The following is a 21,445-nucleotide window of genomic DNA, read 5'->3' as shown; positions in this document are numbered from 1 at the left end:
GGAGGCCCACCGGTACTCCTCGGCCGGTCACCCCGCACCGCGCCCCGCCCGGGCGGTGTCGCTCGTGCCCGCACGCTCACTTCTCCGGATCCGGCGTACGAATCTCGACAACCTCGACACGCCTGTCGGGCTGGACCTTTCTGTCCACCCAGTCGTCCTCGCCCCACTCCCCCTCCGGAACGGAGATGTCCGGCGTGTCCACCGGCCCGACGTCCCGATGGTGATCCGGGCGCATGCGCCGTATGGCCTCGTCGCCGGAGTGGCGGACGGGGTGATCGACCTCTCCGGGCTGCACGTGTCCGGGCTGCACGTGTCCGGGCTGCACGTGTCCGGGCTGCACGTGTCCGGGCTGCACGTGTCCGGGCTGTACGGCAGCGGGCGATCGGGGATCGGGCGCCCGGCCCGTGTCCGGCGTTGCCGCCGCGCCGCCGGCCGCCGCGTCATGCAAGCCCACGCCATGCGCGCTCGGGCCATGTGTCCCCGGCCCATGTGTCCCCGGCCCATGTGTCCCGGTGCCATGCGTCCCCGGCCCATGCACCGCGCCATGATTGCCCGTGCCATGGGCGCCCGTGCCATGAGTGCCCGGGGCATTGGTGTCGGTGCCATGCGTTCCCGGCCCATGCACCACGCCTTGAGTGCCCGTGCCCTCGCGGATGACCCCCGTCGTGCCCGTGGCGGCATCGTTGTCGCACGCTCGCCCGCTCGCACCGGCTGCGCCGTCGGCCCTGTCGCCCGCACCGGTCGTCGCCGTGTGGCCCGTCGTGCCATCGCCGCCGGCGCCCGTCGCGGGCGCGGCTTCCACCGTTCCGGCCACCTGACCGTGCCCGGCCGCCGTCCCCGCCGCATGGAGGGTGCCGGTCGCCGTACCGGTCGCGCCCGCCGCCTGCCCGGTCCCCGCACCGGAGCTGTCCACCGCAGGCAAGGCGCCGGTCGCCGTACCCGTTCCGCCTGAGGTCACAGGCGCCCCGTCCGCCGCGGCGGCCGTGCCCGCCGGGTGAGCGGTGGCCGTGGACGTTGCGGCCGTGGCCGCCGCCTGCCCCGAACCACTCGCACCGGCGGTGTCCACCGACGAAGGCACGGCCCCGGTGGCGGCAGGGGTGGTTTCGGTCGTTGCCGCCGGCTGCGCGGGATTGATCGCCGTACCGCTCACCGCTGTGTCACCCGTGTACGCGTGACCACCGGCGCTCGCGGTCACCGTGTTGTGGGCGGCTGAAGTGCCCTGCGCGGCGTTCGGGTCGCCGGGGGCGTACGGCTCCCCGGACAGGTTGTCGGCGGGCGTGCCGACATAGGCGCCCATTGGGTCTCCTGGCGCGAGACCCGGTTGCGGAGGCTGCTTCGCCGCGGGGTTGGTCGGCTCGGCGGGCGGCACCAGCCCGGGCGGCCCATCCGGATGCGCGCCGCCCGCGCTCGCCGTCTGTGCGTCCACGCTCGGGACATCCATCGGCTGGACTTCCCGCATGTGCTCGTTCAGCCACTGGATGTACTCGGCGCTGGGCTGGTTCATCGGCGTGCTGACGACCTTGACACCGTCGACCACGGCCACATGCCTGCCGGCGGGGTCGATGTCGTCCGGGTGATCCTTGCCGGGGGTGTCGTAGAACTGAGAGTCGCTGCCGCCTGTGGAGGGCTGCTCCCCGGCCGCCTTGGAACCGGCCGGCGCACCCTGCCCCGAACTCTGGTCCTGCCCCTGGGCCACCGGTTGGTGCTGACCACCGGACTGGTTCTGACCGGCGGCGCCCTGGCCGTCGCCGACCGGCTGCGTCTGACCCACACCCTGGGCCGCGTCGGAGCCGGTTCCCACGCCCTGACCGGTGCCGATGGGCTGCGTCTGGGCCGTGCCCTGATGCTGGCCCGCGCCCTGACCGGTGCCGACGGGCTGGTTCTGGCTCGCGGCCGTACCCTCGCCGATCGGCTGACCCGGGCCGGTGGGCTGCTGCACCTGGCGGATGCCCGCGCCCTGGGACGTGTCGGAGCCGGTTCCCGCGCCCGCGCGTGCCGCCGTGCCACCGTCGTCGGCGTGGGCGGGGCTGTGCGTCGAGGCGGGCATCTGGGCGAGGGAGCCCTCGACCGTGTGGCGGGGCTTGTCCGCGAGTTCCCCCTCGGCCACGCCGTGGCCTCCGCCGTCGCCGTTCGCGCGGGTGGCACCGTCCGTGGCGCTGTGCGCCCGATGGGAGGTCTCGCCCTTCCCGGCCGCGCCGGAATCGCCCGAAGCACTCCCGGACGACGACGCGCGGGGAGCGTCCTGCTTGTCGTGGGCCGCCTTCCCCTCGGACTTGGCCTCGGGCTTCGTGTCCGCCTTGCCGTCGGCCTTGTGGTCGTCCGTCTTCGCGTCGGCCTTGTGATCGGGCTTGTGATCGGGCTTGTGATCGGGCTTGGCGTCGCCCTTGTCGCTCTTGTCGCCCTGCGCGCCGGGCTTCGGCGCCGGATCGTCCGCGGGCGCGGTGGTGTCCCTCTCCTCCGTGAAGGAGGCGTTGGCCGTGGGCGCCTTGCCCGCGCTCCGCTGTTTCTCCTTCTTCTCCAGCAGCACCACACGGTTCGTGACGTCCTTGACCATGGTCGAGCACGCGTCGGCGACCTGTGACGGCCGGTGGGTCACATGCACGGAGACGCCGGCCGTACGCGTCAACTGACTCACCCGGGCCTCGATGCCGTCCATCTGCCGCGCGGCGTGCTGAACCCCCGCCAGCAACTCACGGACGAGCTTCGGATCCATCCCGTCGAGCTTGGCCATGGGCGCGCCTCCACAGAGATATCGGCGCACTTCACGGTAGCCGGGGCGGCATCAGTAAAGAAGCCCGATAGCCAGACGGCATCGATCGCCCTGGTCAGGGCCGCGGCGTTGTCTCACAACATGAGACGTACGCCCGGATCCCGGTCATTCCTCGGTCGCGAGGTACCCGACGAGGTTGCGGATCTTGTCCACCGGGATCGCGCCCTTGCGCAGCACCCGGGGCACCGCGGTGGTCAGGTCCACGATCGTGGACGGCACGGTGTCCTCGCAGGGGCCGCCGTCGAGGTACACGTCCACCGAGTCCCCCAACTGCTCTTCGGCCTCGGCGACCGTGGTGGCCGCCGGATTGCCGGCCCGGTTGGCGCTGGAGACCGCCATCGGGCCCGTCTCCTTGAGGAGATCCAGCGCGACCGGGTGCAGCGGCATGCGGACGGCGACCGTTCCCTTGGCGTCGCCGAGGTCCCACGACAGCGACCGGTTGGCCCTCAGGATGAGCGTGAGCGGCCCGGGCCAGAACGTGTCCACCAGGTCCTGCCCGTACGTCCCGAGGCTCTCCACGAGCGCGTTGGCGGCGCGTACGGTGCCCACGAGGACCGGCACGGGTATGTCCCTGCCCCGGCCCTTCGCCTCCAGCAACGCGTTGACGGCGGAAGGGGTGAAGGCGTCGGCGCCGACACCGTAGACGGTGTCGGTGGGCAGCACCACGAGCTCGCCCCGCCGCACCGTCGCGGTCGCCTCCGCCAGTCCGGTCATCCGCTCGATCTGGTCGGCACAGTCAAACCGTCGGCTCACGAAGTCATCCTTCCACGTGTTCCGCCCGAGTCCGCCGCCGTGTGGCCGCTCGCCGGGCCGTTCGGGTCAGTCCTGGGTCAGCCGTGCCGTGACGAACCGGTCCCGGCCGGTCAGGTCCTGGCGCAACCGAACGTCGCGCCAGCCGTTCTCCTCGGAGAAGAGCCAGTAGACGGCGTTGCCCTGCTGGTCGGCGTGCTCGACCACGGCGAACCCGCCCGGCCGCAGCAGCCGCCGCGCCGTGCGCTCGACGGCCCGCACCTCGTCCAGCCCGTCCTCGCCCGACCCGTACAGGGCGCGGGAGGGATCGTAGTCGCGCACCTCGGGGTCGCGCGGGATCGCTCCAGGCGGGATGTACGGCGGATTGGAGATGACCATGTCCACCTGGCCGTTCAGCTCGGGCAGGCAGTCGGCCAGGTCCTCGGGATGCAGGGTGGTGCGGCCCTGGCCGTGTTCGAGGATGTTGCGCTTGGCCCAGCCGTACGCCACGGGGTCGATCTCGACGGCGTGCACCTGCGCCAGCGCGACCTCCTGGGCGATCGACAGCGCGATGGCCCCGGAACCGGTGCCGAGGTCGACCACGACGGGGGAGGCGACGTCCATCTCGCGGAGCCGGTCGATCGCCCAGCCTGCCACCACCTCGGTCTCCGGCCTGGGCACGAACACACCGGGGCCCACCTCGAGGGAGAGGTAGCGGAAGTAGGCCCGGCCGGTGATGTGCTGCAGGGGCTCGCGCGCCTCGCGCCGGGCGACGCCCTCCCAGAACCGCGCGTCGAAGTCGGCGTCCTTGACCGTGTGCAGCATGCCGCGCGTGACGCCGTGCACGAAGGCCGCGATCTCCTCGGCGTCCGTTCGCGGTGACGGCACTCCCGCCTCGGCGAGCCGGGCGGTGGCGAGGGCGATTTCGTCGAGCAGGAAGGTCATTGTCTCTTACAGCACGGTTGTCGCGGCGTGGCCTGGGGATCGTCGGTCGTGTGCGGGCGGGCCGCCGGGACCGCCCACGCTCGTCTGCGGACCCACGTCCATCACCGCTTCTCCCATCGTCCCCACATCAGGCTCGCGATCGGCTCACGAATGAGCGGCCAGCTTCTCCGCGAGTTCGGCGTCGAGCAAAGCCTGTATCACCGCGTCGAGATCGCCGTCCAGGACTTGATCCAGGTTGTAGGCCTTGAAGCCCACGCGGTGATCCGAAATGCGGTTCTCCGGGAAGTTGTAGGTGCGGATCCGCTCGGAGCGGTCGACCGTGCGCACCTGCGACTTGCGCTCGGCCATCGCGGCCGCCTCGGCCTCCTCCTGCGCCATCACGAGCAGCCGGGCACGCAGGATGCGCAGCGCCGACTCCTTGTTCTGGAGCTGGCTCTTCTCGTTCTGGCAGGAGACGACGACGCCCGTCGGCAGGTGGGTGATCCGCACCGCCGAGTCGGTGGTGTTGACGCTCTGGCCACCGGGGCCGCTGGAGCGGAACACGTCGATGCGCAGGTCGTTGGGGTCGATCTGGACGTCGACCTCCTCGGCCTCCGGATAGACGAGCACGCCGGCGGCCGAGGTGTGGATGCGGCCCTGCGACTCGGTCACCGGCACCCGCTGCACACGGTGCACGCCGCCCTCGAACTTGAGCCGCGACCAGACGCCCTCCCTGCCCTTGATGGCGACGGTGACGTCCTTGTAGCCGCCCAGGTCGGAGTGCTGCGCGTCGATGATCTCCGTCTTGTAGCCGATCCGCTCGGCGTATCTGAGGTACATCCGCAGGAGGTCTCCGGCGAACAGAGCGGACTCCTGGCCGCCCTCACCCGCCTTGATCTCCATGATGACGTCCTTGTCGTCGTTCGGGTCGCGCGGGACCAGCAGCCGGGTGAGCTTCTCCTCCAGCACCGGGATGCGGCCCTCCAGCTCGGCCGCCTCCTCCGCGAACGCCGGGTCCTCCGCCGCGAGTTCGCGCGCGGCCGCGAGGTCCTGCCGTACGCCTTCGAGCTCCCGGTACGTCGCGACGATCGGCGTGAGCACGGCGTAACGCTTGCCGTACGTCCGGGCCTTGCTCTGGTCGGCGTGCACGGCGGGGTCGGCGAGCCGCAGTTCCAGATCCGCGTACTCGCTCATGATCTCGTCGAGGTTCACCGCACGCTCCTTTGCTCAAGCTCCTCGTAAGGCCGTAATCACCAAGAACGCCGACCCGGAGACGCCCCGAGAAGGGGCGCCCCCGAGCCGGCGTCCTGGAGGAGCTACTTGCTCTGGGCCTTCTTGCCGAAGCGCTTCTCGAAGCGCGCAACCCGGCCACCGGTGTCGAGGATCTTCTGCTTGCCCGTGTAGAAGGGGTGGCAGGCGGAGCAGACGTCGGCGTGGATGACGCCGTTCGTCGCGGTGCTACGCGTGGTGAAGGTGTTCCCACAGGTGCAAGTCACCTGGGTGACCACGTACTCCGGGTGGATGTCGGGCTTCATGTCTCAGTCCTAACGCTAGGCGCGGTCGCCGGGTCGCTCCGTCTGTCTACGGACTCGCGCATCGGCACACCGTGATGCGCGGCGCGGGAACCGGTACCGCTGCGGTTCGGCTACCAGTGTGCCAGATCCTCCAACCATCCCAGGCCATGGGCTATTCCCCCGGCGACAGCACGCTGGCCGCGCATGTCAGGGGCGCCGCGAACGCGTCGGCACGGCCGGACGGTGCGCGCTCGCGAAAAGCCGGCCAAGCGTTTCGCAGGGAACGCCGCCGTATGTGGGGACAACCGGCACCGCACGGCTGCAGGCGCGCGCCCGTGGCCGGGAACGCCGGCGCCCCGGACGGCGTGGCCGTCCGGGGCGCCGGTCGAGCAGGCGTCAGTCGCGGTCGTTGCTGACCGTGGTCTTCTGCACCTGGAGCAGGAACTCGGCGTTGGACTTGGTCTCCTTCATCTTCTCGAGAAGGAGCTCCAGCGCCTGCTGCATGTCGAGGGCGTGCAGGACCCGGCGGAGCTTCCAGACGATGGACAGCTCCTCCTTCGCCATGAGGATCTCCTCCTTGCGGGTGCCGGACGCGTCCACGTCCACCGCCGGGAAGATGCGCTTGTCCGCGAGCGACCGGTTGAGCTTGAGCTCCATGTTGCCGGTGCCCTTGAACTCCTCGAAGATGACCTCGTCCATCTTGGAGCCGGTCTCGACGAGAGCCGTGGCGAGGATCGTCAGCGAGCCGCCGTTCTCGATGTTGCGGGCGGCGCCGAAGAACCGCTTCGGCGGGTAGAGCGCGGTCGAGTCGACACCACCGGACAGGATGCGGCCGCTCGCGGGCGCCGCGAGGTTGTAGGCGCGCCCGAGACGGGTGATCGAGTCGAGCAGGACGACGACGTCGTGGCCCAGCTCCACCAGCCGCTTGGCCCGCTCGATGGCGAGCTCGGCGACGGTGGTGTGGTCCTCGGCCGGACGGTCGAAGGTCGAGTGGATGACCTCGCCCTTGACCGACCGCTGCATGTCGGTGACCTCTTCCGGACGCTCGTCCACGAGGACGACCATCAGGTGGCACTCGGGGTTGTTGCGCGTGATCGCGTTGGCGATCGCCTGGAGCACCATGGTCTTGCCGGCCTTGGGCGGCGACACGATCAGGCCGCGCTGGCCCTTGCCGATCGGCGAGACGAGGTCGATGATCCGCGTGGTCAGGACGTTCGGCTCGGTCTCCAGGCGCAGGCGCTCCTGCGGGTAGAGCGGCGTGAGCTTGTTGAAGTCGGGCCGCTGGCGGGCCTGCTCAGGGTCCATCCCGTTGACGGTGTCGAGGCGGACGAGGGCGTTGAACTTCTCGCGCCGCTCGCCGTCCCTCGGCTGCCGGACGGCGCCGGTGATGACGTCGCCCTTGCGCAGGCCGTTGCGGCGGATCTGGGCGAGGGAGACGTACACGTCGTTCGAGCCCGGCAGATAGCCGCTGGTCCGCACGAAGGCGTAGTTGTCGAGGATGTCCAAGATGCCGGCGATCGGGATCAGGACGTCGTCCTCACTGATCACCGGCTCGTTGCCCTCGAAGCGGTCACGCCCGCGGCGGCCGCGCTCGCGGAAGCGGCCACGGCGCCCGCGGCTGTCGTCGCCCTGCTGGTCGCCCTTGCCGTCGGCGCGGTTGTCCGCACGGCTGTCGCCGCGCCCCTCGGAGCGGTCACGGCCGTCACGGCCGTCCCGGCCGTCGGTGCGGTTGTCGCCGCGGCTCTGCTGGTCACGACGGCCCTGGCCGCCGTCCCCCGCCTCGGCGGCGCGCTGGTCGCCACGCTGATCGCCACGCTGGTCGCCGCGGCCGTCGCGCTCGCGACCCCGCTCGCCCCGCTCGCCGCGCGTACGGCGCTCGCGGCGGTCGCCGCGTTCCGGACGCTCGGCGCGGGTCTCGGACGGCGCGGCCTCGGCCTGCGGCTCGGCGACGGCGGCGACGCCGTTCTGCACGGCCTCGGCGGTCACGGCGGGCGCGGCCTCGACCACGGGACGCTCCTCGCGGGCCGCGACGGCCGGCTCGGCAGCGGACGTGGCGGCGGGCCCGGCAGCGGGCGCGGCCTCGGGTGCGGGCGCCGCGGCGGCGCGGGAACGTTCCCTGCGGCCACGGGCGGGACGCTCGGCGACTGCGGGCGCTTCGGCGGCGGCCTTCGGCTCGGCCGCGGTCGCGGCCTCTCCCGGTCCGCCCTGCTTCTCCTGGATGGCCGCGATGAGCTGGCTCTTGCGCATCCGTCCGGTCCCCGTGATGCCGAGGCTGGTCGCCAGGGCCTGAAGCTCGGGGAGCACCATGCCAGCCAGGCCGGTGCCGGAGCGACGTCGCGGACGGGCCGAGGCGGAAGTGGGGGTGTCGCCGGCGGCCTGGCCGTCGGAGAGGAGTTCGGTGGTGTCGCTCAACTAAGGGTCCTTCCCAGGGGTCGGGCGCCAGAATCGTGCGTCCAGGCGTCCCGGTGATGCGACCCGGCGGGACAGACCGGGTCGGGCTTCGCGAATCTCATGTGTCGATGACTCTCGGGATTCGCGAGCGGTAGGTGCCCGGGGACGATCCCCCGGATTGCCGCCACCGACCAGATGTCTTGGTGGTTCGAACGCGCATGTCTCCGAGAACGCCACCCCCGGCCATGCCACCCGAAGGTGTGCCGACTGGAGGAAACGGTTTCGGGGAAATCGCCCTGCCCGCGTCGAAGGACACGGGGCGAAGTGCAGCGATGTGCGAATGACAAGCACGCACCCAACACGGGGGCACCTGGTGCGGCTATCAGCCTAACATCACCAGCGCGCACAGCTATTCCCTGAAGGTCGAAGAAACATCAGCGTGTCTCGGGAAACCGAACGAACGCACCAAGCGGGTCGACGTTCATTGGCTGGATGTGCCAGTCATTACCCACTTCTGGCGCGATCAAATCCTTGGTGTCCCGTGTCGTCAACGCGAGAACCGTCGGACCGGCCCCCGAGACGACGGCGGGCACCCCGGCCTCGCGAAGCCGTCGCACCACTTCGGCGGTGCGCGGCATCGCGGGTGCGCGGTACCTCTGGTGCAGGCGGTCTTCGGTGGCGGCGAGCAGGAGATCCGGTTCCGGTCTCCGCGTCAGCGCCGCGACGAGCAGAGCCGCCCGCCCCGCGTTGGCCGCCGCGTCCGAATGCGGTACTTCCTTCGGCAGCAGCCCCCGAGCCTCCTCCGTGGACAACCGGAAATCCGGGATCAACACCACCGGCCGGACGTCCTCGTGCGGAGTCAGTTTCACCATACTCGCCACCCCCGACTGGTCCGTCCAGGCGATGGTGAGTCCGCCCGCCAGGCACGGCGCCACGTTGTCGGGATGCCCCTCCAGCTCGGTGGCCAGCGCGAACACCTCGGGGTCCGGCAGGTCGCCCGCGCCCCGCCCGCGTGCGAGGGCACGCGCGGCGAGGATGCCGGCGCAGATCGCGGCCGACGACGAGCCGAGCCCCCGCGCGTGCGGAATGCGGTTGCGGCAGCGCAACGCGATGCCGTCCGGCTGGGTGAACCCCATGCGGTCGAACGTGGCGCGCATGGTCCTGACGACGAGGTGGCCCTCGCCCTCGTCCAGCTCACCGGCGCCCTGGCCCTCTACGGAGATTCGCACACCGGGCGATTCGGCTATCTCGGCCTCGACCTCGTCGTACAGGTCGAGCGCGAGGCCGAGGCTGTCGAAACCGGGGCCGAGGTTGGCGCTCGTCGCCGGCACGCGGACGACGACGCCCTGACTGTCCGTCAATTCGTCACCTGAAGCCTTGAATGGGCGGGAATAAGAGTGCCGGTCAGGCGAGTCCCAGCGCGGCCGCGGCGGCGTAGGCGTCGATCGGGATCGTCACGGGCGCGGGGGCGCCGGAGATGGCCCAGTCGGGATCCTTCAAGCCGTTGCCGGTCACGGTGCACACGATCCGCTGCCCCTGCGCGAGCAGGCCCTGCTCGTGCGTCTGGAGCAGCCCGGCGACGCTCGCGGCGGAGGCGAGCTCGACGAACACGCCTTCCTCCTGCGCGAGCAGCTTGTACGCCGCGGCGATCTGGCGGTCGGTCACGGCCTGGATGTCCCCGCCGGACTCGTCGCGCGCGGCCTCGGCGAGCCGCCACGAGGCGGGGTTGCCGATCCTGATCGCCGTGGCGATCGTCTGCGGGTGGGTCACGGGGCTGCCCCCGACCAGCGGCGCCGCGCCGCTCGCCTGGAACCCCAGCATTCGGGGCCGCTTGGTGGCCACGCCGTCGTCGGCGTACTCCTTGTAGCCCATCCAGTACGCCGAGATGTTGCCGGCGTTGCCGACCGGGATGCAGTGGACGTCGGGCGCGTCGCCGAGCGCGTCGACGATCTCGAAGGCCGCCGTCTTCTGACCCTGCAGGCGGTGCGGGTTGACGGAGTTGACCAGCGCGATCGGGTAGGTCTCCGCGAGCTTCCTGGTCATCTCCAGGCAGTCGTCGAACGAGCCCTCGACCTGGAGCAGCTTGGCGCCGTGGACCAGCGCCTGGGCGAGCTTGCCCATCGCGATCTTCCCGCGCGGCACGAGGACGGCGCAGGTCAGCCCGGCACGCACGGCGTAGGCGGCGGCCGAGGCGCTGGTGTTGCCGGTGGACGCGCAGATGACCGCCTGGGCGCCCTCCTCGGCGGCCTTGCTGATCGCCAGGGTCATGCCGCGGTCCTTGAAGCTGCCGGTCGGGTTGAGGCCCTCGACCTTGAGGTAGACGTCACAGCCCGTGATCTGGGACACCCGCCTGGCGGGGACGAGCGGCGTGCCGCCCTCGAGCAGGGTCACCACGGGCGTCGTCGTGGAGACCGGAAGACGGTCGCGGTACTCCTCGATCAGGCCACGCCAAGCCCTGAACATTGGTCGCTCCTCCCACGCGCGCACACGCGTGTCACCAGGGGTATCGGTCACCGAGTCTACGGCCAACCGTCTGACGCGCGGACGCCGTCGTCCACCAACTGGACATATTGGGCGCCACCTTAGGGAACAGCCGCCCGGTTTCGCTAGGGTGGAGCCGCCTCTTGACCATCGCTGAGAAGGACGAGGATTGGCCCACCTGACGGGCGTGGAGCCCCGGCCGAGGATCCGCCACAACGACTACTCTCCGCTCACCCCGCCGCCCATCGGCGGCTGGACGCCCACGCTCCGCGCGAGTGTCGTCATCCCCGCCCACGGCGGGCAGCACCGCCTCGACCTGACGCTGGCCGCGCTGGCCGCGCAGACCTATCCCGCGCACCTCACCGAGGTGATCGTGGTGGACGACCGCAGCGATCCGCCTCTGCGCCTGCCGGACCTGCGCCCCGAGAACACGCGGATCATCGCTGCTCCGGACGGCGGGTGGGGCGCCGGGCACGCCATGAACGCCGGGATCGCCGTCGCCGAGGGCGAGATCGTCCAGCGGCTCGACGCCGACATGGTGATCTCGCGCGAGCATCTGGAGGCGCTGTTCCGCTGGCAGCACCTCACCGACTACGTCGTCACGATCGGCGGCAAGAAGTTCGCCGAGGAGCGCCCGCTCACCCCCGCGCAGGTGCACGACGCCGTACGGCAGGGCTCGCCGGAGGACCTGTTCGGCCCGTCGGAGCTGGTGTCCAGCTCGACCGAGGAGACCATCCGGCGCCTCGACGGCCTGCGGGCCAGCAAGAACCCCTACCAGGTGTGCACCGGGCCGACGGTCTCCCTGCGGCGGGCCCTGCTCGACGAGGTCCGCGGCTTCGACACCGATGTGGTGCGCGGCCAGGACACCGAGTTCGCCTACCGGCTCGCCCAGGCGGGGGCGGTGTTCGTCCCCGACGCCGAGGCCCGCGCCGTGCACCTCGGCCTGCCCGCGCAGCGCGGCGAGCATGGCAGGTCGATCGTCCGGCTCGTCGAGACCCACCTGGCGCACCGGGTCCCGCTCCGCCGCGACCTGCGCAAGGAGCCCGGCAGGCGCTGGCTCGTGCCGTACGTCGAGGTGGTCTTCGACGTGACGGGGGCGGACGAGCGGCGCATCGTCGCGGCGGTCGACGCGGTGCTGCGCGGCACGCTCACCGACGTCGCGGTGACGCTGGCCGGCCCGTGGTCGCTGCTCGACGGGGGACGCAGGTGGGCGCCGGGCACCGAGGCGTTCGACCTCGCCCTGGTGCGGGCGGCGTTCGGGCACGACGCGCGGGTGCGGTTCGCGGAGCGGGCGGCGCCGACCGCCGCGCCGGTCCCCTTCCGCTACACGGCTCCTGTCGATGCCCCTCCCGCCCCGGCGCTGCTGGAGCGTGCGGTCAAGGCGATGCTGGAGGAGCGGATCGGCCTGCTGGTCGTGGAGCTGCCCGAGGCAGGCACGGCCACCCTGGAGCGGACCGAGGCCGCCGCGCGGGCCCGGCGCCTGGCCGGGCCGGGCGAGGACCCGGCGGATGTGATCGCGCAGACCCACGGCGTACGGCACGCGGCGGTGGGCGAGTTCGACAAGAGCCCCGCACCCGCGGCGAAACCGGCCACCGGGAAAGTGGCCGCCGCGACGCAGCCCGCTGCGCGGCCGGCCGCCGATAAGCCGGTTACCGCGCACGCCCCACAGCCGCAGCCGCAGCCGGAGGCGTCGCCGCGCCGCCGCGGCCTGTTCCGCCGTTCCTGACCGGAGAGAACGAACTGGCCGGAGAGGACTGGCGGGAAAGGACTGGCGGGAAAGGACTGGCGAAAAAGGACGGTCAGGACTTCTTGAACGTGAAGGGCCGGGTGAGGCCCCGCGCGATGCCGCGCAGGCCCTGGGCGTGACGCAGCGCCGAGACCTGTCCGCGCAGCGTCGAGACCTGCCGTCGCAGAGTGCCGATCTCCCGGCGGAACTCGACGGCGGACTTGCGCCACTTCGCCGCCTCGTCCCGCCATTTCGTCACCTGGCCGCGCAGCCGCTCGACCTCCTTGGTCAGCCGCTCGACCTCGGCCTGCGCCTCCACCCGCTTGCGGTAGGCGGTGCGGGGGTTCATGTACGCGGGGGCCTCCGCTGCGGCGCGGAAGCCGTGGGTCTCGCCGTCGGCCCAGTAGGTGCCGAACATCTCGTCCACGGCGTCGTCGGCGTCCTCGCCCTCGGCGGTGACGAGGGCGGCGCGGGCATACGCCTCGGTACGCTCCAGCCGCGCGGCGGTGACGCCTTCGGAGCCCTCGGCCAGGAGCACGCTCACCAGCCCGAGCTCCCGCTCGCGCGCCATCGCGAGCAGCCCGCCGATGCTGTCCTCCCCCGGCACCCAGCCGGGCGGCAGACGCAGGCGGTAGGGCGAGAGGGTGTCGGGCGCCGCCGTGGCGAGCCGTACCCGGCCCTCGTGCGTGTAGTGGGCGCGCAGCAGCACGAGGTCGAGGCTCGGGTCCTTGAGCGGCGCGCGCTGCTCGGGCGCGAGCTCGTCCCACGGACCGGTCAGCACGACGGCGAGGTCGGTCACCGTGCCGGCCAGCGCGCCGTCCACCGTCGCCCTGACGTCGTCGTACGATCCCGCCGTGGCGTCCACGAGGACCTCCACCTGCGGGACCTTCCACTGACGGGCGGGGTGGGTGCGCAGCCACCGATACCCGGGGACGCGGTCGGTCACCAGGGCGTGGCTGACGCGGTTGACGGGCGCGCTGTCGCGCATGCGCATGGACGGGCCGAGATGATAGGCCCTGGCCTCCGGGTCGGGGATGAAGACGGCGCCCGCCTGCGCGAGCCGGTAGCCCATCTCGGTGTCCTGGCCGAGGATCATCTCGGGGTCCATCGGCCCGGCCCGCTCGAACAGCCGCGCGGAGACCGACGACGCGCCGCCGATGTGGATGCTGAACGGCCGGGGCGAGCGGGTCAGCCCCTGCGACCGCTCCACCAGGTCCTCGATCCACGCGTGCGGCTCCGCGGGCTCGAAGAGCTTCGCCAGGTCGTCGGTGCCCGCGACGTCCGCGGGATCGGGCAGCGGGGCGGTGGTGAAGCGCAGGTAGGAGGTGACCGACAGGTAGGGCGCGAGGTGGTGCCAGCGCATGTGCGCCTCCACCTCCTCCGGCTCGGGGACGACGTCGGAGTCCATCCAGTGGATGACGTCGCCCGTCGCGGCGGCCAGCCCGGTGTTGCGCGCCCTGGCCCGGCCGGGGGTCCCGCAGACCAGCAGCCGCGTGTGGCGGGGCCGGATCTCCGGGAGGCGCAGCCTCGGCTCGCTGCCGTTGTCGACCACGATCACTTCGAGCAGGTCCGCCGGGTACGTCTGCCTGGCCAGCCCGGCGAGCGTGAGGTCGAGCTTGGCCTGGTTGGCGTACGCGGGGACGACCACGCTGGCGCGCAGGCGGGGCGTCCACGGCGATCCGAGGGCGGGCGGCTGGAGGACGGTGTAGTCGTTTCCCCTGATGCGTGGCGTCATGGTGCTTCCAGAATCACACTCGGGCGAAAGCCGCGCCATTGGTTCGCCGCGACTCGCAGGAAGTGGGCAAGGGGAAGGTTCCAGGTGTGGTCGGCGCTGACGGACCGCCGCAGCACGTAGCCCAGACCGTGGGTGCGGTAGACGCGGCCGCCGGCCGCCTCGACCGCGCGCAGGAGGTGCGCGTCCTCCCCGCGGCTCACCGGCCCGAAGCCGCCGACCTCCTCGAAGAGCTCGCGGCCGAGCAGGATCGTGCCGCCCGCGACGTGGTCGGCCCACGTCTCGCTGCCGTAGTCGACGCGGCGGATCGTCGCGTGAAGGGGCTGGAGGTAGAAGAACTCCGGCGCGGTCCCGACCAGCTCCGCCCCTGAGTAGGCCATGGCCAGCAGCAGGTCGGCGAGGTGCTCGGGGCCGTACCAGTCGTCGTCGTCCCACTTGGCGACGATGCCGGTGGACGCCCGCGCCGCCGCGCGGTTGAGCACGGTCCCGAGCGGCGCGTCCGGCTCGGCCTCGATCACCGTGATGGGACGGGGAAACTCCTCGACGGCCTGCCGTACCCGCTCGGCGGGAAAGCCGTGCAGCGCGACGACGACCTCGAGATCCACCCCGCGCTGGCGGGCGAGTTGCCGCAGCGCGTCGCCGACGTAGTGGGGCCGCCTCGTGGCCATGACGACGGTCACCGGGGCGAGGTTCGTGCCGACGCCCGCGGCCCGCAGCGCGTGCCTGCGCAGGAGCACGCTGTGCTCCTCCCGGCGCAGGTCGGCCACCGACTCGGGCCTGCCGTCGTCGGCCTCGGGAGTCCAGGCGGCGGCCAGGCGGGCGAGCACGGGGTCGGCCTCACGCGCCCACCTGGGCGGGTCTTCACAGGTGAGCGGCACCCCCGCGGCGGCCAGGCGGGCGACCGGGCCGAACGCCTCGGCGGCGGGCTCGGCCGGCCACCGCACCCGCAGCCCGCGCAACGACCGGAGAGGGGCGACGTCGGCGGCCTCGATCGGGACGGCCAGCGGCCGGCCCGCGATCGTCCACCGGCCGTCGCTCCAGGACAGTGTGGCGGTCTCCTCGGTGGGACGGCGCGTGAAGCCGTACGGCGAGCACATGTCCGTCGTCACCGTCACGGTGTTCCTCCCGCGCGTCCGTTTACTGACTGTGAACTTCTATCAGCCGAACCTTGTGGATTCCTGTGACCGCCGCGGTCAACCTGACGACTCGCTGTGACCCGGCGCGTCGGCGAGGATCACATCTCGTCGGGGACGGGCCAGACACGCCCGCCGACGACGTCGCCCAGCGTCTTCACGTCGATCGTCTTGGCCTTCCGCTGCTTGGCCACCCAGTCGACGAAGGCGGCGAACTCCTTGGGCGCCGTCGCGTACCTGTCCCGGCGGTCGTCCTTGATCTCGTGGAACACGAAGACCACCAGCCCGCGGCCGCCCTGCCGCTGGGCGCGGGTGACGAACTCCCGCAGCGTGCGGGCCGTACGCGGCAGGCCGGTCTGGCTCGTGGCGCGCACGTCGCCGGGGTCCGCGGGCGGGATCTTCTCCGTGACGGGGCAGGAACGGCAGCTGTCGGGCCGGTACAGGCCGTTGATGCCGCGCGCGGTCGTGTAGCCGCAGCGCATCGCCAGCAGCTTCGTGGCGTCGTCGAAGTCGCCGAACGGGTAGGCGAACGACCGCACGTCGAAGCCCAGCTTCAGCAGCGCCCGCCTGTCGTCGCAGATCTCCGTCTGCTGCACGGCCTCGAACTGCTCCGACAGGTGCGGATGGTCGAGCGTGTGGCCGCCGATCTCGTGGCCCTCGCGGGCGATGCTCCGCAACGCGGCGACGCTCAGGTAACCGCGGCTGCCGAGCCGCCCGCTGTTGACATAGAAGGTGCCCTTGAGACCGCGCTTGCTCAGCGTCCTGGCGGCGGCGAGGTGATCGGCCGTGCCGTCGTCGAAGGTGAGGATCACGGTCGGCACCCCGGCCGCCCGCGCGGTCTCCACTCGTGGGGCCGCCGCGTGCGCGGAGACGGTCTCGCGGGCCGTCGCGGCGGCCGGATGCTGGAGCCCCGCGACCGACGCCGCGGCGACGAGACAGGCCGGTACGAGTCTCTTCACCGTAAGTCGCATAGACGGAGACTTTACTTGCAGTCGGCACAGACTTTGCCGCTACCCGTTGCCGCGCGGGCGCTCGAACAGCGCGACCGTCAGGCCCGGCAGCTCCGCGGAGTGCCATGCCGTCGCGAGGCGGTATCCGGCCGCGCGGACGGCGGCCACCCGGGGGATCTTCTTGCCCGTCAGGCCGGACTGCTTGGTCCCCCGCCAGACCACCCAGACGCGGCGGCGCCCGGCGAGGGCCTCGGCGAGGTCGCCTCGCTCGGCGTACTCGAAGGCCGGGCCCTGCCCCTTGAGCAGCACGTCGTCGGGCAGGCCCGCGCGGCCGTAGTAGACGAAACCGGTGCGCAGCCGGCTCTGGCCGTACACGATGGCGTCGCCGGGGCGTTCCCGCGCCCGGATCACGCCGACCGCGCCGGGGAAGTCGTCGTAGTGGCCGTTGCGCTGCCGGTAGTCGGCCTGCGCGGGAAGTCCCAGCAGCGCCACGGCCAGGACGACGGGCACGGCGACCAGCGCCGCGGGAAGGGCGGCCAGGCGGACGGAGGCCAGGGCCACCGCTCCCGCCAGCGCCAGGGCGGGCGCCGCGACGAACACGTAACGGTCCACGTAGGCCGGGGTCACCAGCGCGTCGATCGCGAGCAGCAGCACCGGCGGGAGGACCATCCAGCCGGCGGCGAGCACTCCCCAGGGGACCGACCTGCGCAGCAGGATCACCACCCCCACGACGGCGAGCGCGAACAGCGCGGGCCCGGCGAGGTCGGAGCCCGCCGCGTGCTTGGGGAACTTCAGCAGCACGTCGGGCCCGTGCGGCTGGATCCAGCTGATCGCATGGCGCTCACCCCAGCCCACAAGGGCGAGGACCACGACGGGGACGCACCCCACGGCCGTCGCCGGGACGATCCTGGTCAGGAACGTACGCCGGGGCAGGACGAGCAGTGCGGCGAGGAACTGGGCCGGGAGCACCAGGACGGAGAACAGGTGCGTGCAGCCGAGCAGCGCCACCGACACCGCGTACCAGCGGACCCTGGATCCCGTGGGCGCCTCGGCCACGCGGTGCAACGCCCAGGCGGAGACGACGGCCGCCGCCGCCGCGAACGCGTACGGCCGGGCGTTCGCGCCGTGGTAGGACACCGACGGCAGGACGGCGAACAGCACGGCGGCCAGCACTCCGGCGCGCGGCCCGGCCAGCCTGCGGCCGAGGTCGGCCAGGAAACCGGCCGCCACGCCGGCCGCCAGGGCCGAGGGCAGGCGCAGCCACCACTCGGCCTCCCCGAAGAACGACCACACGTGGACGAGCAGGTAGTAGGGCAGGAAATGGCCGTCGATGTGCCGCACGAGCTCCCACAGGCCGCTCAGCGGCCGGGCCACCGCGGCGCTGTAGGTGGCCACCTCGTCGCCCGACAGCGACGCCGTGGTGCCGGAGATGGCGACGCAGGCGGTCAGCAGCCCCGCGAGCAACGGCGTCCATCCGGGCCAGTCCCTCGCGCGCGCTCCCGCGCTCCGGCCGGATGTCCGAACCGCCTCGCCGGTAACCACACTTTCCCCCACAGACGCGAACACTTCGGTGACTTTAGGCACGCCGCACACAATCGACGCGCGGATGATCGCGGACGTTACCGGATCGAGCTCCGCGGCTCCGCCGGAGCCCGCGGACGCGTGCGCCGGTGCGCCTCACCGTACGCAGCCCCGCCGAGGATCGCGAGCCGGGCCTTCCTCCCTCCTGTTTGCATTGTTATAGTGATATGCAAACAGTTGGAGGTGGCCCGTGTACTCCCCCCTTCAGTACGACACCGGGCGTCCCGGCCGGCCACGCCGCCTGATCCTGACCGCGGCACCCCCGTTCCTGATCCCGCTCGTGCCGCTGCTGGTCTTCGCCGTCTTCCGGGACCGGCTGCCCGACCGGACGGACGTCTCGGGATGGGTTCCCGACCTGGCGGCCGGCCTGCGCCTGTGGTGGAGCGACGCCATCCTTCCCGCGGGGCTCGCCGAGGTGACGTGGGTGGCCATGTTCCTGCACTACGGGCGCTGGCCGGAGTTGCAGCGCTGGGTGGCCGCGTGCTCCCTCGCTCTGGGCGTCTCCATGGCGTCGGCCAACGGCTTCGCGGTGGCGGCGCTGATCGACGCCGAGGGCCCGGTGCCCCGGCAGCCGTGGGCGACTCCGGCGGAGATCGCGCTCACCCTCCTCGCGGCCGTCGCGGGCTGGTGGCTGGCGGGCCCGGTGCCCCCCGCTCCACCGGCGGCCGGCACACCTCCCGAGGACGTCCCCGTCCTCCCGCTGACGCCCGGCCAGCGGGCCGTCTACGCCGTGTCCACCTGGCAGCGCATGCCGCTCCTCCAGGGCGCGCTGTGCCTCGTCGTCGCCTGGTTCTGGGCCTTCTACCTCTCGCTTCCCTGGCAGCCGGCCACGATGGCGGCGCTCCTCGGGGTCTTCCTGGTCCTGCAGGCCCGCACCCGGCTCCGCGTCGACGACCGGGGCGTGGAGGTGAGCCTGCCCTGGCTTGGCGGTCTGCGGCGGGCCCTGTCGTACGATGCGGTGCTGTTCGCCTCGGCGCGGCCGAGGACGTCCGCGACGGGCCCCGGCGGTCTGATCGGCGGCAGCAGGGGATGGGGGTATGTCAGCGGGCGTGGTCCCGTGCTGGCCCTGCGGCTCACCGACTGCCGGGAGTTCCTGTACTCGACCAGGGACGCGGTGGCGGCCGCGGCGCTGGTGAACGGGGCGCTCACCCGGGCACGGGGAGCCGCCGGATGCTGATCGTCGTCGACCCGTCCTCCCCACAGCCCCTGGCCGACCAGGTGGCGGCCTCGGTGCGCGCGGCGGTCGCCAGGGGCGCGGCGGTCCCCGGCGACAAGCTGCCCTCGGCGCGCGCCGTCGCCGCCGCGCTCGGCATCAACCTGCACACCGTGCTCCGCGGCTACCAGCAGCTTCGCGACGAGGGCCTGGTGGAACTGCGCCGGGGCCGTACGGCGACGATCACCGACCTCGCCGCCGAGGGCGGTCTCCTGCACCTGCGCGAGGCGGCCGAGGAGTTCGCGGCCGTGGTCCGCCGGCTCGGGGCCTCCGAGGCGGAGGCTCTGGACGCGGTCCGCAAGGCCATGGCGGAGCGCTGACCCGCCGCGTCCGCCACCGTGAGCAGGGCACGGCGTGGCTGGTCAGGCCGCTTCGCCGTCAAGGGGGCGGCGGCGGAAGCGGCGCAGGTTCACGACCAGGAGCACCATGGCGGCGATCGCCGCGGCGGCGCAGGCGACGAGGACCGGCACGCTGGGGTCGTTCCGCGCCGCCGCCCGTTCCCCGGCCGCCGGGAAGGTGATCGTCCCGGTGGCCGTACGGCTGACGCGGCCGCTGCGCAGGGTGAGCCGGAACCGCCAGGGCCCGGCCGGCAGGTCGTCGCCCAGCAGCACGGTCACCTGACCATGGCCGCCGGGAGGCAGGGTGACCGCGCGGGTGCTCCGGAAGGGCCCGGCGCTCAGCGCGCTCGGCCCCTCCGACAGACGCACCTCGCTCTCCAGGTCGACGGCCCGCTCCCCCGTGTTGCCGACCTCGGCCACCAGCCGCGGCCGCCCGTCGCCGGCGCGACCGGCGGTCACCCCGCCGATCCGGAAGCTCGTCGGCGGCTCGCCGCCCGGGCCCACGTCCAGGTACGCGCGGACGCCCACCCGGTTGACGAGCGCCACGTTGCCCGCCGGGCCGGGCGAGGCCGAGGAGATCTCCGCCCAGATGACGGCGTACCGCTCGCCCTTGACCGCCGTGGCCGGCACCGCGACGGTGGCCGTCACCGGGACGCGGCCGCGCGGCGGCAGGTCCACGGCCGTCCGGTCGAGTGTGATCCAGGAGGTCAGCTCGTTGGCGGCGCGCGCGGGGGCGAAGGTGAACCCCGCGGCGCCCACCCGGGCCGCGGCGGGATACAGGCTCACGTGCTGCCGTTCCGGCGAGGTGCTGAAGACCTCGAGACGCCGGGTGAAGGTGGTGCCGGGGTTCACGTGGTCGACGATGAACGCGTGCGAACGGGGGTCGTCCAGCCGGTTCTCGGGGATCTCCAGCAGGCGGATGCCGAACCTCTCCTGCCGGCGTGCGTCACCGTCGGCCGCCGCCGGCGTGACGGCGGCGGCCGACATGATCGCGAGCAGGCCGGCGGCGATGATCCTGCGGGCCGAGCGGTCAGGCGACGGAATGGTTCACCGTGCCGGTGTAGACGCCCGCCACCGCCGCGGCGGGCACGTTGACGACGATCGTCGGGTTCCACGTGGCGGAGTTGACGCCGGAGCCGCTCGTCTTGCTGAACGCGGTGCGCGGCACGTCGAGCGACTGGGCGGCCGCCGCGTTCGCCTGCCCCGGCACGAACGTTCCGGTTCCCGTCGTGGCCGTCGCCGCGCCGGACCAGTAGAGGACCGCGCTGTTGGGGACGGTCTCCGCGGGAGTGCCGCCGCCGGTGACGAATCCCCCGGCCGCGGCCGACACCGTCGCCACCCACGTCGCGGTGAGCGCCGCGCGCTGGTCGGAGACCGTGACCGGACCCAGCGCTCCGCTGATCTGGCCCCCCGGCACGCCGCTGCCGATGTTCACCGGACCGTCGGGCACGGTGATCGTCAGACCGTCGGGGGCGTTGACGGTGAAGGTCACCGTCGTGGGGCAGGTGGTCGACGCCGGGCAAGTGGCCGCCCCGGCGGGCGACGCCGTCGATGTCACCGTCAGCGCGGTCATCAGCGCCAGTCCTGCCATGCCGGCCGACGGCGCGGCGACATTCCTCTTGCACACAGCCGATCTCCTCCGTCGATGCGATGCCTCGGGCCGCGGTCGGTGACATCCTGGCCGGTCCGGGACGTACGACACGGTTGTCCCGCCGGTGTCTGGAGACCCTTTGTGATCACATGACAACCGGCGGAGACGCGCGGCACGGTCCCCACGATCACGCCTTCGTCCGGCGCGGCGACGGCCTGAGGCCGCGCGGGTGCCCTAGCCTGCCGTGGGTCGTTCACGGGCGAGATCGGCCGCGTGGCGGCGGAACGGCGGCAGGGCGACGAGGAAGGCCACCTATGCGGCGAGTCGGTGCGGGCATGATCGTGGCGGCGACGGTGGCCGCGCCGATCGTTC

At 72.6% G+C, this 21,445-nt stretch carries 17 protein-coding genes; 3 read left to right on the top strand and 14 right to left on the bottom strand.

Features of this window, described 5'->3' with window-relative positions:
* Positions 1 to 76: 76 nt before the first annotated feature.
* The 8 genes from AB0J39_RS12385 to thrC form a co-directional block, all read right to left on the bottom strand.
* Positions 77 to 2,731, bottom strand: coding sequence for a hypothetical protein (locus AB0J39_RS12385; protein WP_363463667.1), 2,655 nt, complete (start codon positions 2,729 to 2,731; stop codon positions 77 to 79).
* A 144-nt stretch (positions 2,732 to 2,875) separates the two neighbouring features.
* Positions 2,876 to 3,523 carry an L-threonylcarbamoyladenylate synthase gene (locus AB0J39_RS12380; protein WP_363463665.1) on the bottom strand — a complete coding sequence of 216 codons (648 nt, stop codon included), beginning with the start codon at positions 3,521 to 3,523 and terminating at the stop codon, positions 2,876 to 2,878.
* Between the two features lie 66 nt (positions 3,524 to 3,589).
* The gene (gene prmC / locus AB0J39_RS12375) at positions 3,590 to 4,444 is read right to left on the bottom strand and encodes a peptide chain release factor N(5)-glutamine methyltransferase (RefSeq protein WP_363463663.1); all 855 of its coding nucleotides are present in this window, start codon (positions 4,442 to 4,444) and stop codon (positions 3,590 to 3,592) included.
* Positions 4,445 to 4,588: 144 nt separating this feature from the next.
* On the bottom strand, positions 4,589 to 5,635 hold the full coding sequence (gene prfA, locus AB0J39_RS12370; RefSeq protein ID WP_346226153.1) for a peptide chain release factor 1: 1,047 nt from the start codon (positions 5,633 to 5,635) through the stop codon (positions 4,589 to 4,591).
* 104 nt (positions 5,636 to 5,739) lie between these two features.
* Positions 5,740 to 5,958 (bottom strand): 50S ribosomal protein L31, encoded by a 219-nt coding sequence (gene rpmE, locus AB0J39_RS12365; RefSeq protein WP_346226152.1) that lies wholly within the window; start codon positions 5,956 to 5,958, stop codon positions 5,740 to 5,742.
* 375 nt (positions 5,959 to 6,333) lie between these two features.
* Complete coding sequence (gene rho, locus AB0J39_RS12360) at positions 6,334 to 8,349, bottom strand: transcription termination factor Rho (RefSeq protein WP_363463660.1); 2,016 nt, start codon at positions 8,347 to 8,349, stop codon at positions 6,334 to 6,336.
* Positions 8,350 to 8,762: 413 nt separating this feature from the next.
* Positions 8,763 to 9,659, bottom strand: coding sequence for a homoserine kinase (gene thrB, locus AB0J39_RS12355; protein ID WP_363463658.1), 897 nt, complete (start codon positions 9,657 to 9,659; stop codon positions 8,763 to 8,765).
* 73 nt (positions 9,660 to 9,732) lie between these two features.
* Positions 9,733 to 10,791 (bottom strand): threonine synthase, encoded by a 1,059-nt coding sequence (gene thrC / locus AB0J39_RS12350; protein WP_363463657.1) that lies wholly within the window; start codon positions 10,789 to 10,791, stop codon positions 9,733 to 9,735.
* A 187-nt stretch (positions 10,792 to 10,978) separates the two neighbouring features.
* On the opposite strand from thrC, the gene AB0J39_RS12345 reads away from it, so the two are divergent.
* A complete protein-coding gene (locus tag AB0J39_RS12345; RefSeq protein ID WP_363463655.1) occupies positions 10,979 to 12,535 on the top strand; it encodes a glycosyltransferase in 1,557 nt (518 codons plus the stop codon).
* A 73-nt stretch (positions 12,536 to 12,608) separates the two neighbouring features.
* Here AB0J39_RS12345 and AB0J39_RS12340 read toward each other — a convergent pair whose 3' ends face one another.
* From AB0J39_RS12340 to AB0J39_RS12325, 4 genes are all read right to left on the bottom strand, one after another.
* Complete coding sequence (locus AB0J39_RS12340) at positions 12,609 to 14,270, bottom strand: glycosyltransferase (protein WP_363463654.1); 1,662 nt, start codon at positions 14,268 to 14,270, stop codon at positions 12,609 to 12,611.
* Entirely contained in the window at positions 14,267 to 15,382 is a 1,116-nt protein-coding gene (locus AB0J39_RS12335) for a glycosyltransferase (protein WP_363463653.1), read from the bottom strand. Before AB0J39_RS12335 ends, AB0J39_RS12340 begins: the two co-directional genes overlap by 4 nt.
* Before the next feature lie 119 nt (positions 15,383 to 15,501).
* A complete protein-coding gene (locus AB0J39_RS12330) occupies positions 15,502 to 16,359 on the bottom strand; it encodes a polysaccharide deacetylase family protein (RefSeq protein WP_363463651.1) in 858 nt (285 codons plus the stop codon).
* A 51-nt stretch (positions 16,360 to 16,410) separates the two neighbouring features.
* The gene (locus AB0J39_RS12325; RefSeq protein WP_363463649.1) at positions 16,411 to 17,814 is read right to left on the bottom strand and encodes a glycosyltransferase family 39 protein; all 1,404 of its coding nucleotides are present in this window, start codon (positions 17,812 to 17,814) and stop codon (positions 16,411 to 16,413) included.
* A gap of 307 nt (positions 17,815 to 18,121) precedes the next feature.
* Between AB0J39_RS12325 and AB0J39_RS12320 the strand changes: the two genes are divergently transcribed.
* Positions 18,122 to 19,108, top strand: a complete 987-nt coding sequence (locus AB0J39_RS12320) for a hypothetical protein (protein WP_363463647.1) — start codon at positions 18,122 to 18,124, stop codon at positions 19,106 to 19,108.
* On the top strand, positions 19,102 to 19,464 hold the full coding sequence (locus AB0J39_RS12315; protein ID WP_363463645.1) for a GntR family transcriptional regulator: 363 nt from the start codon (positions 19,102 to 19,104) through the stop codon (positions 19,462 to 19,464). The genes AB0J39_RS12320 and AB0J39_RS12315 overlap by 7 nt, the downstream gene beginning before the upstream one ends.
* A gap of 42 nt (positions 19,465 to 19,506) precedes the next feature.
* Here the strand turns inward: AB0J39_RS12315 and AB0J39_RS12310 are convergent, their stop codons facing one another.
* Both AB0J39_RS12310 and AB0J39_RS12305 read right to left on the bottom strand, forming a co-directional pair.
* Positions 19,507 to 20,469 carry a hypothetical protein gene (locus AB0J39_RS12310; protein ID WP_363463643.1) on the bottom strand — a complete coding sequence of 321 codons (963 nt, stop codon included), beginning with the start codon at positions 20,467 to 20,469 and terminating at the stop codon, positions 19,507 to 19,509.
* Positions 20,470 to 20,512: 43 nt separating this feature from the next.
* Positions 20,513 to 21,109 carry a hypothetical protein gene (locus AB0J39_RS12305; RefSeq protein ID WP_363463641.1) on the bottom strand — a complete coding sequence of 199 codons (597 nt, stop codon included), beginning with the start codon at positions 21,107 to 21,109 and terminating at the stop codon, positions 20,513 to 20,515.
* Positions 21,110 to 21,445: the final 336 nt, after the last annotated feature.

The sequence above is a fragment of the Microbispora sp. NPDC049633 genome (genome assembly GCF_040675265.1).
GTDB classification, from domain to species: Bacteria; Actinomycetota; Actinomycetes; order Streptosporangiales; family Streptosporangiaceae; genus Microbispora; species Microbispora maris.
The sequence above is the reverse complement of the archived record's forward strand: the minus strand, read 5'-3'. Positions and strand labels throughout refer to the sequence as shown.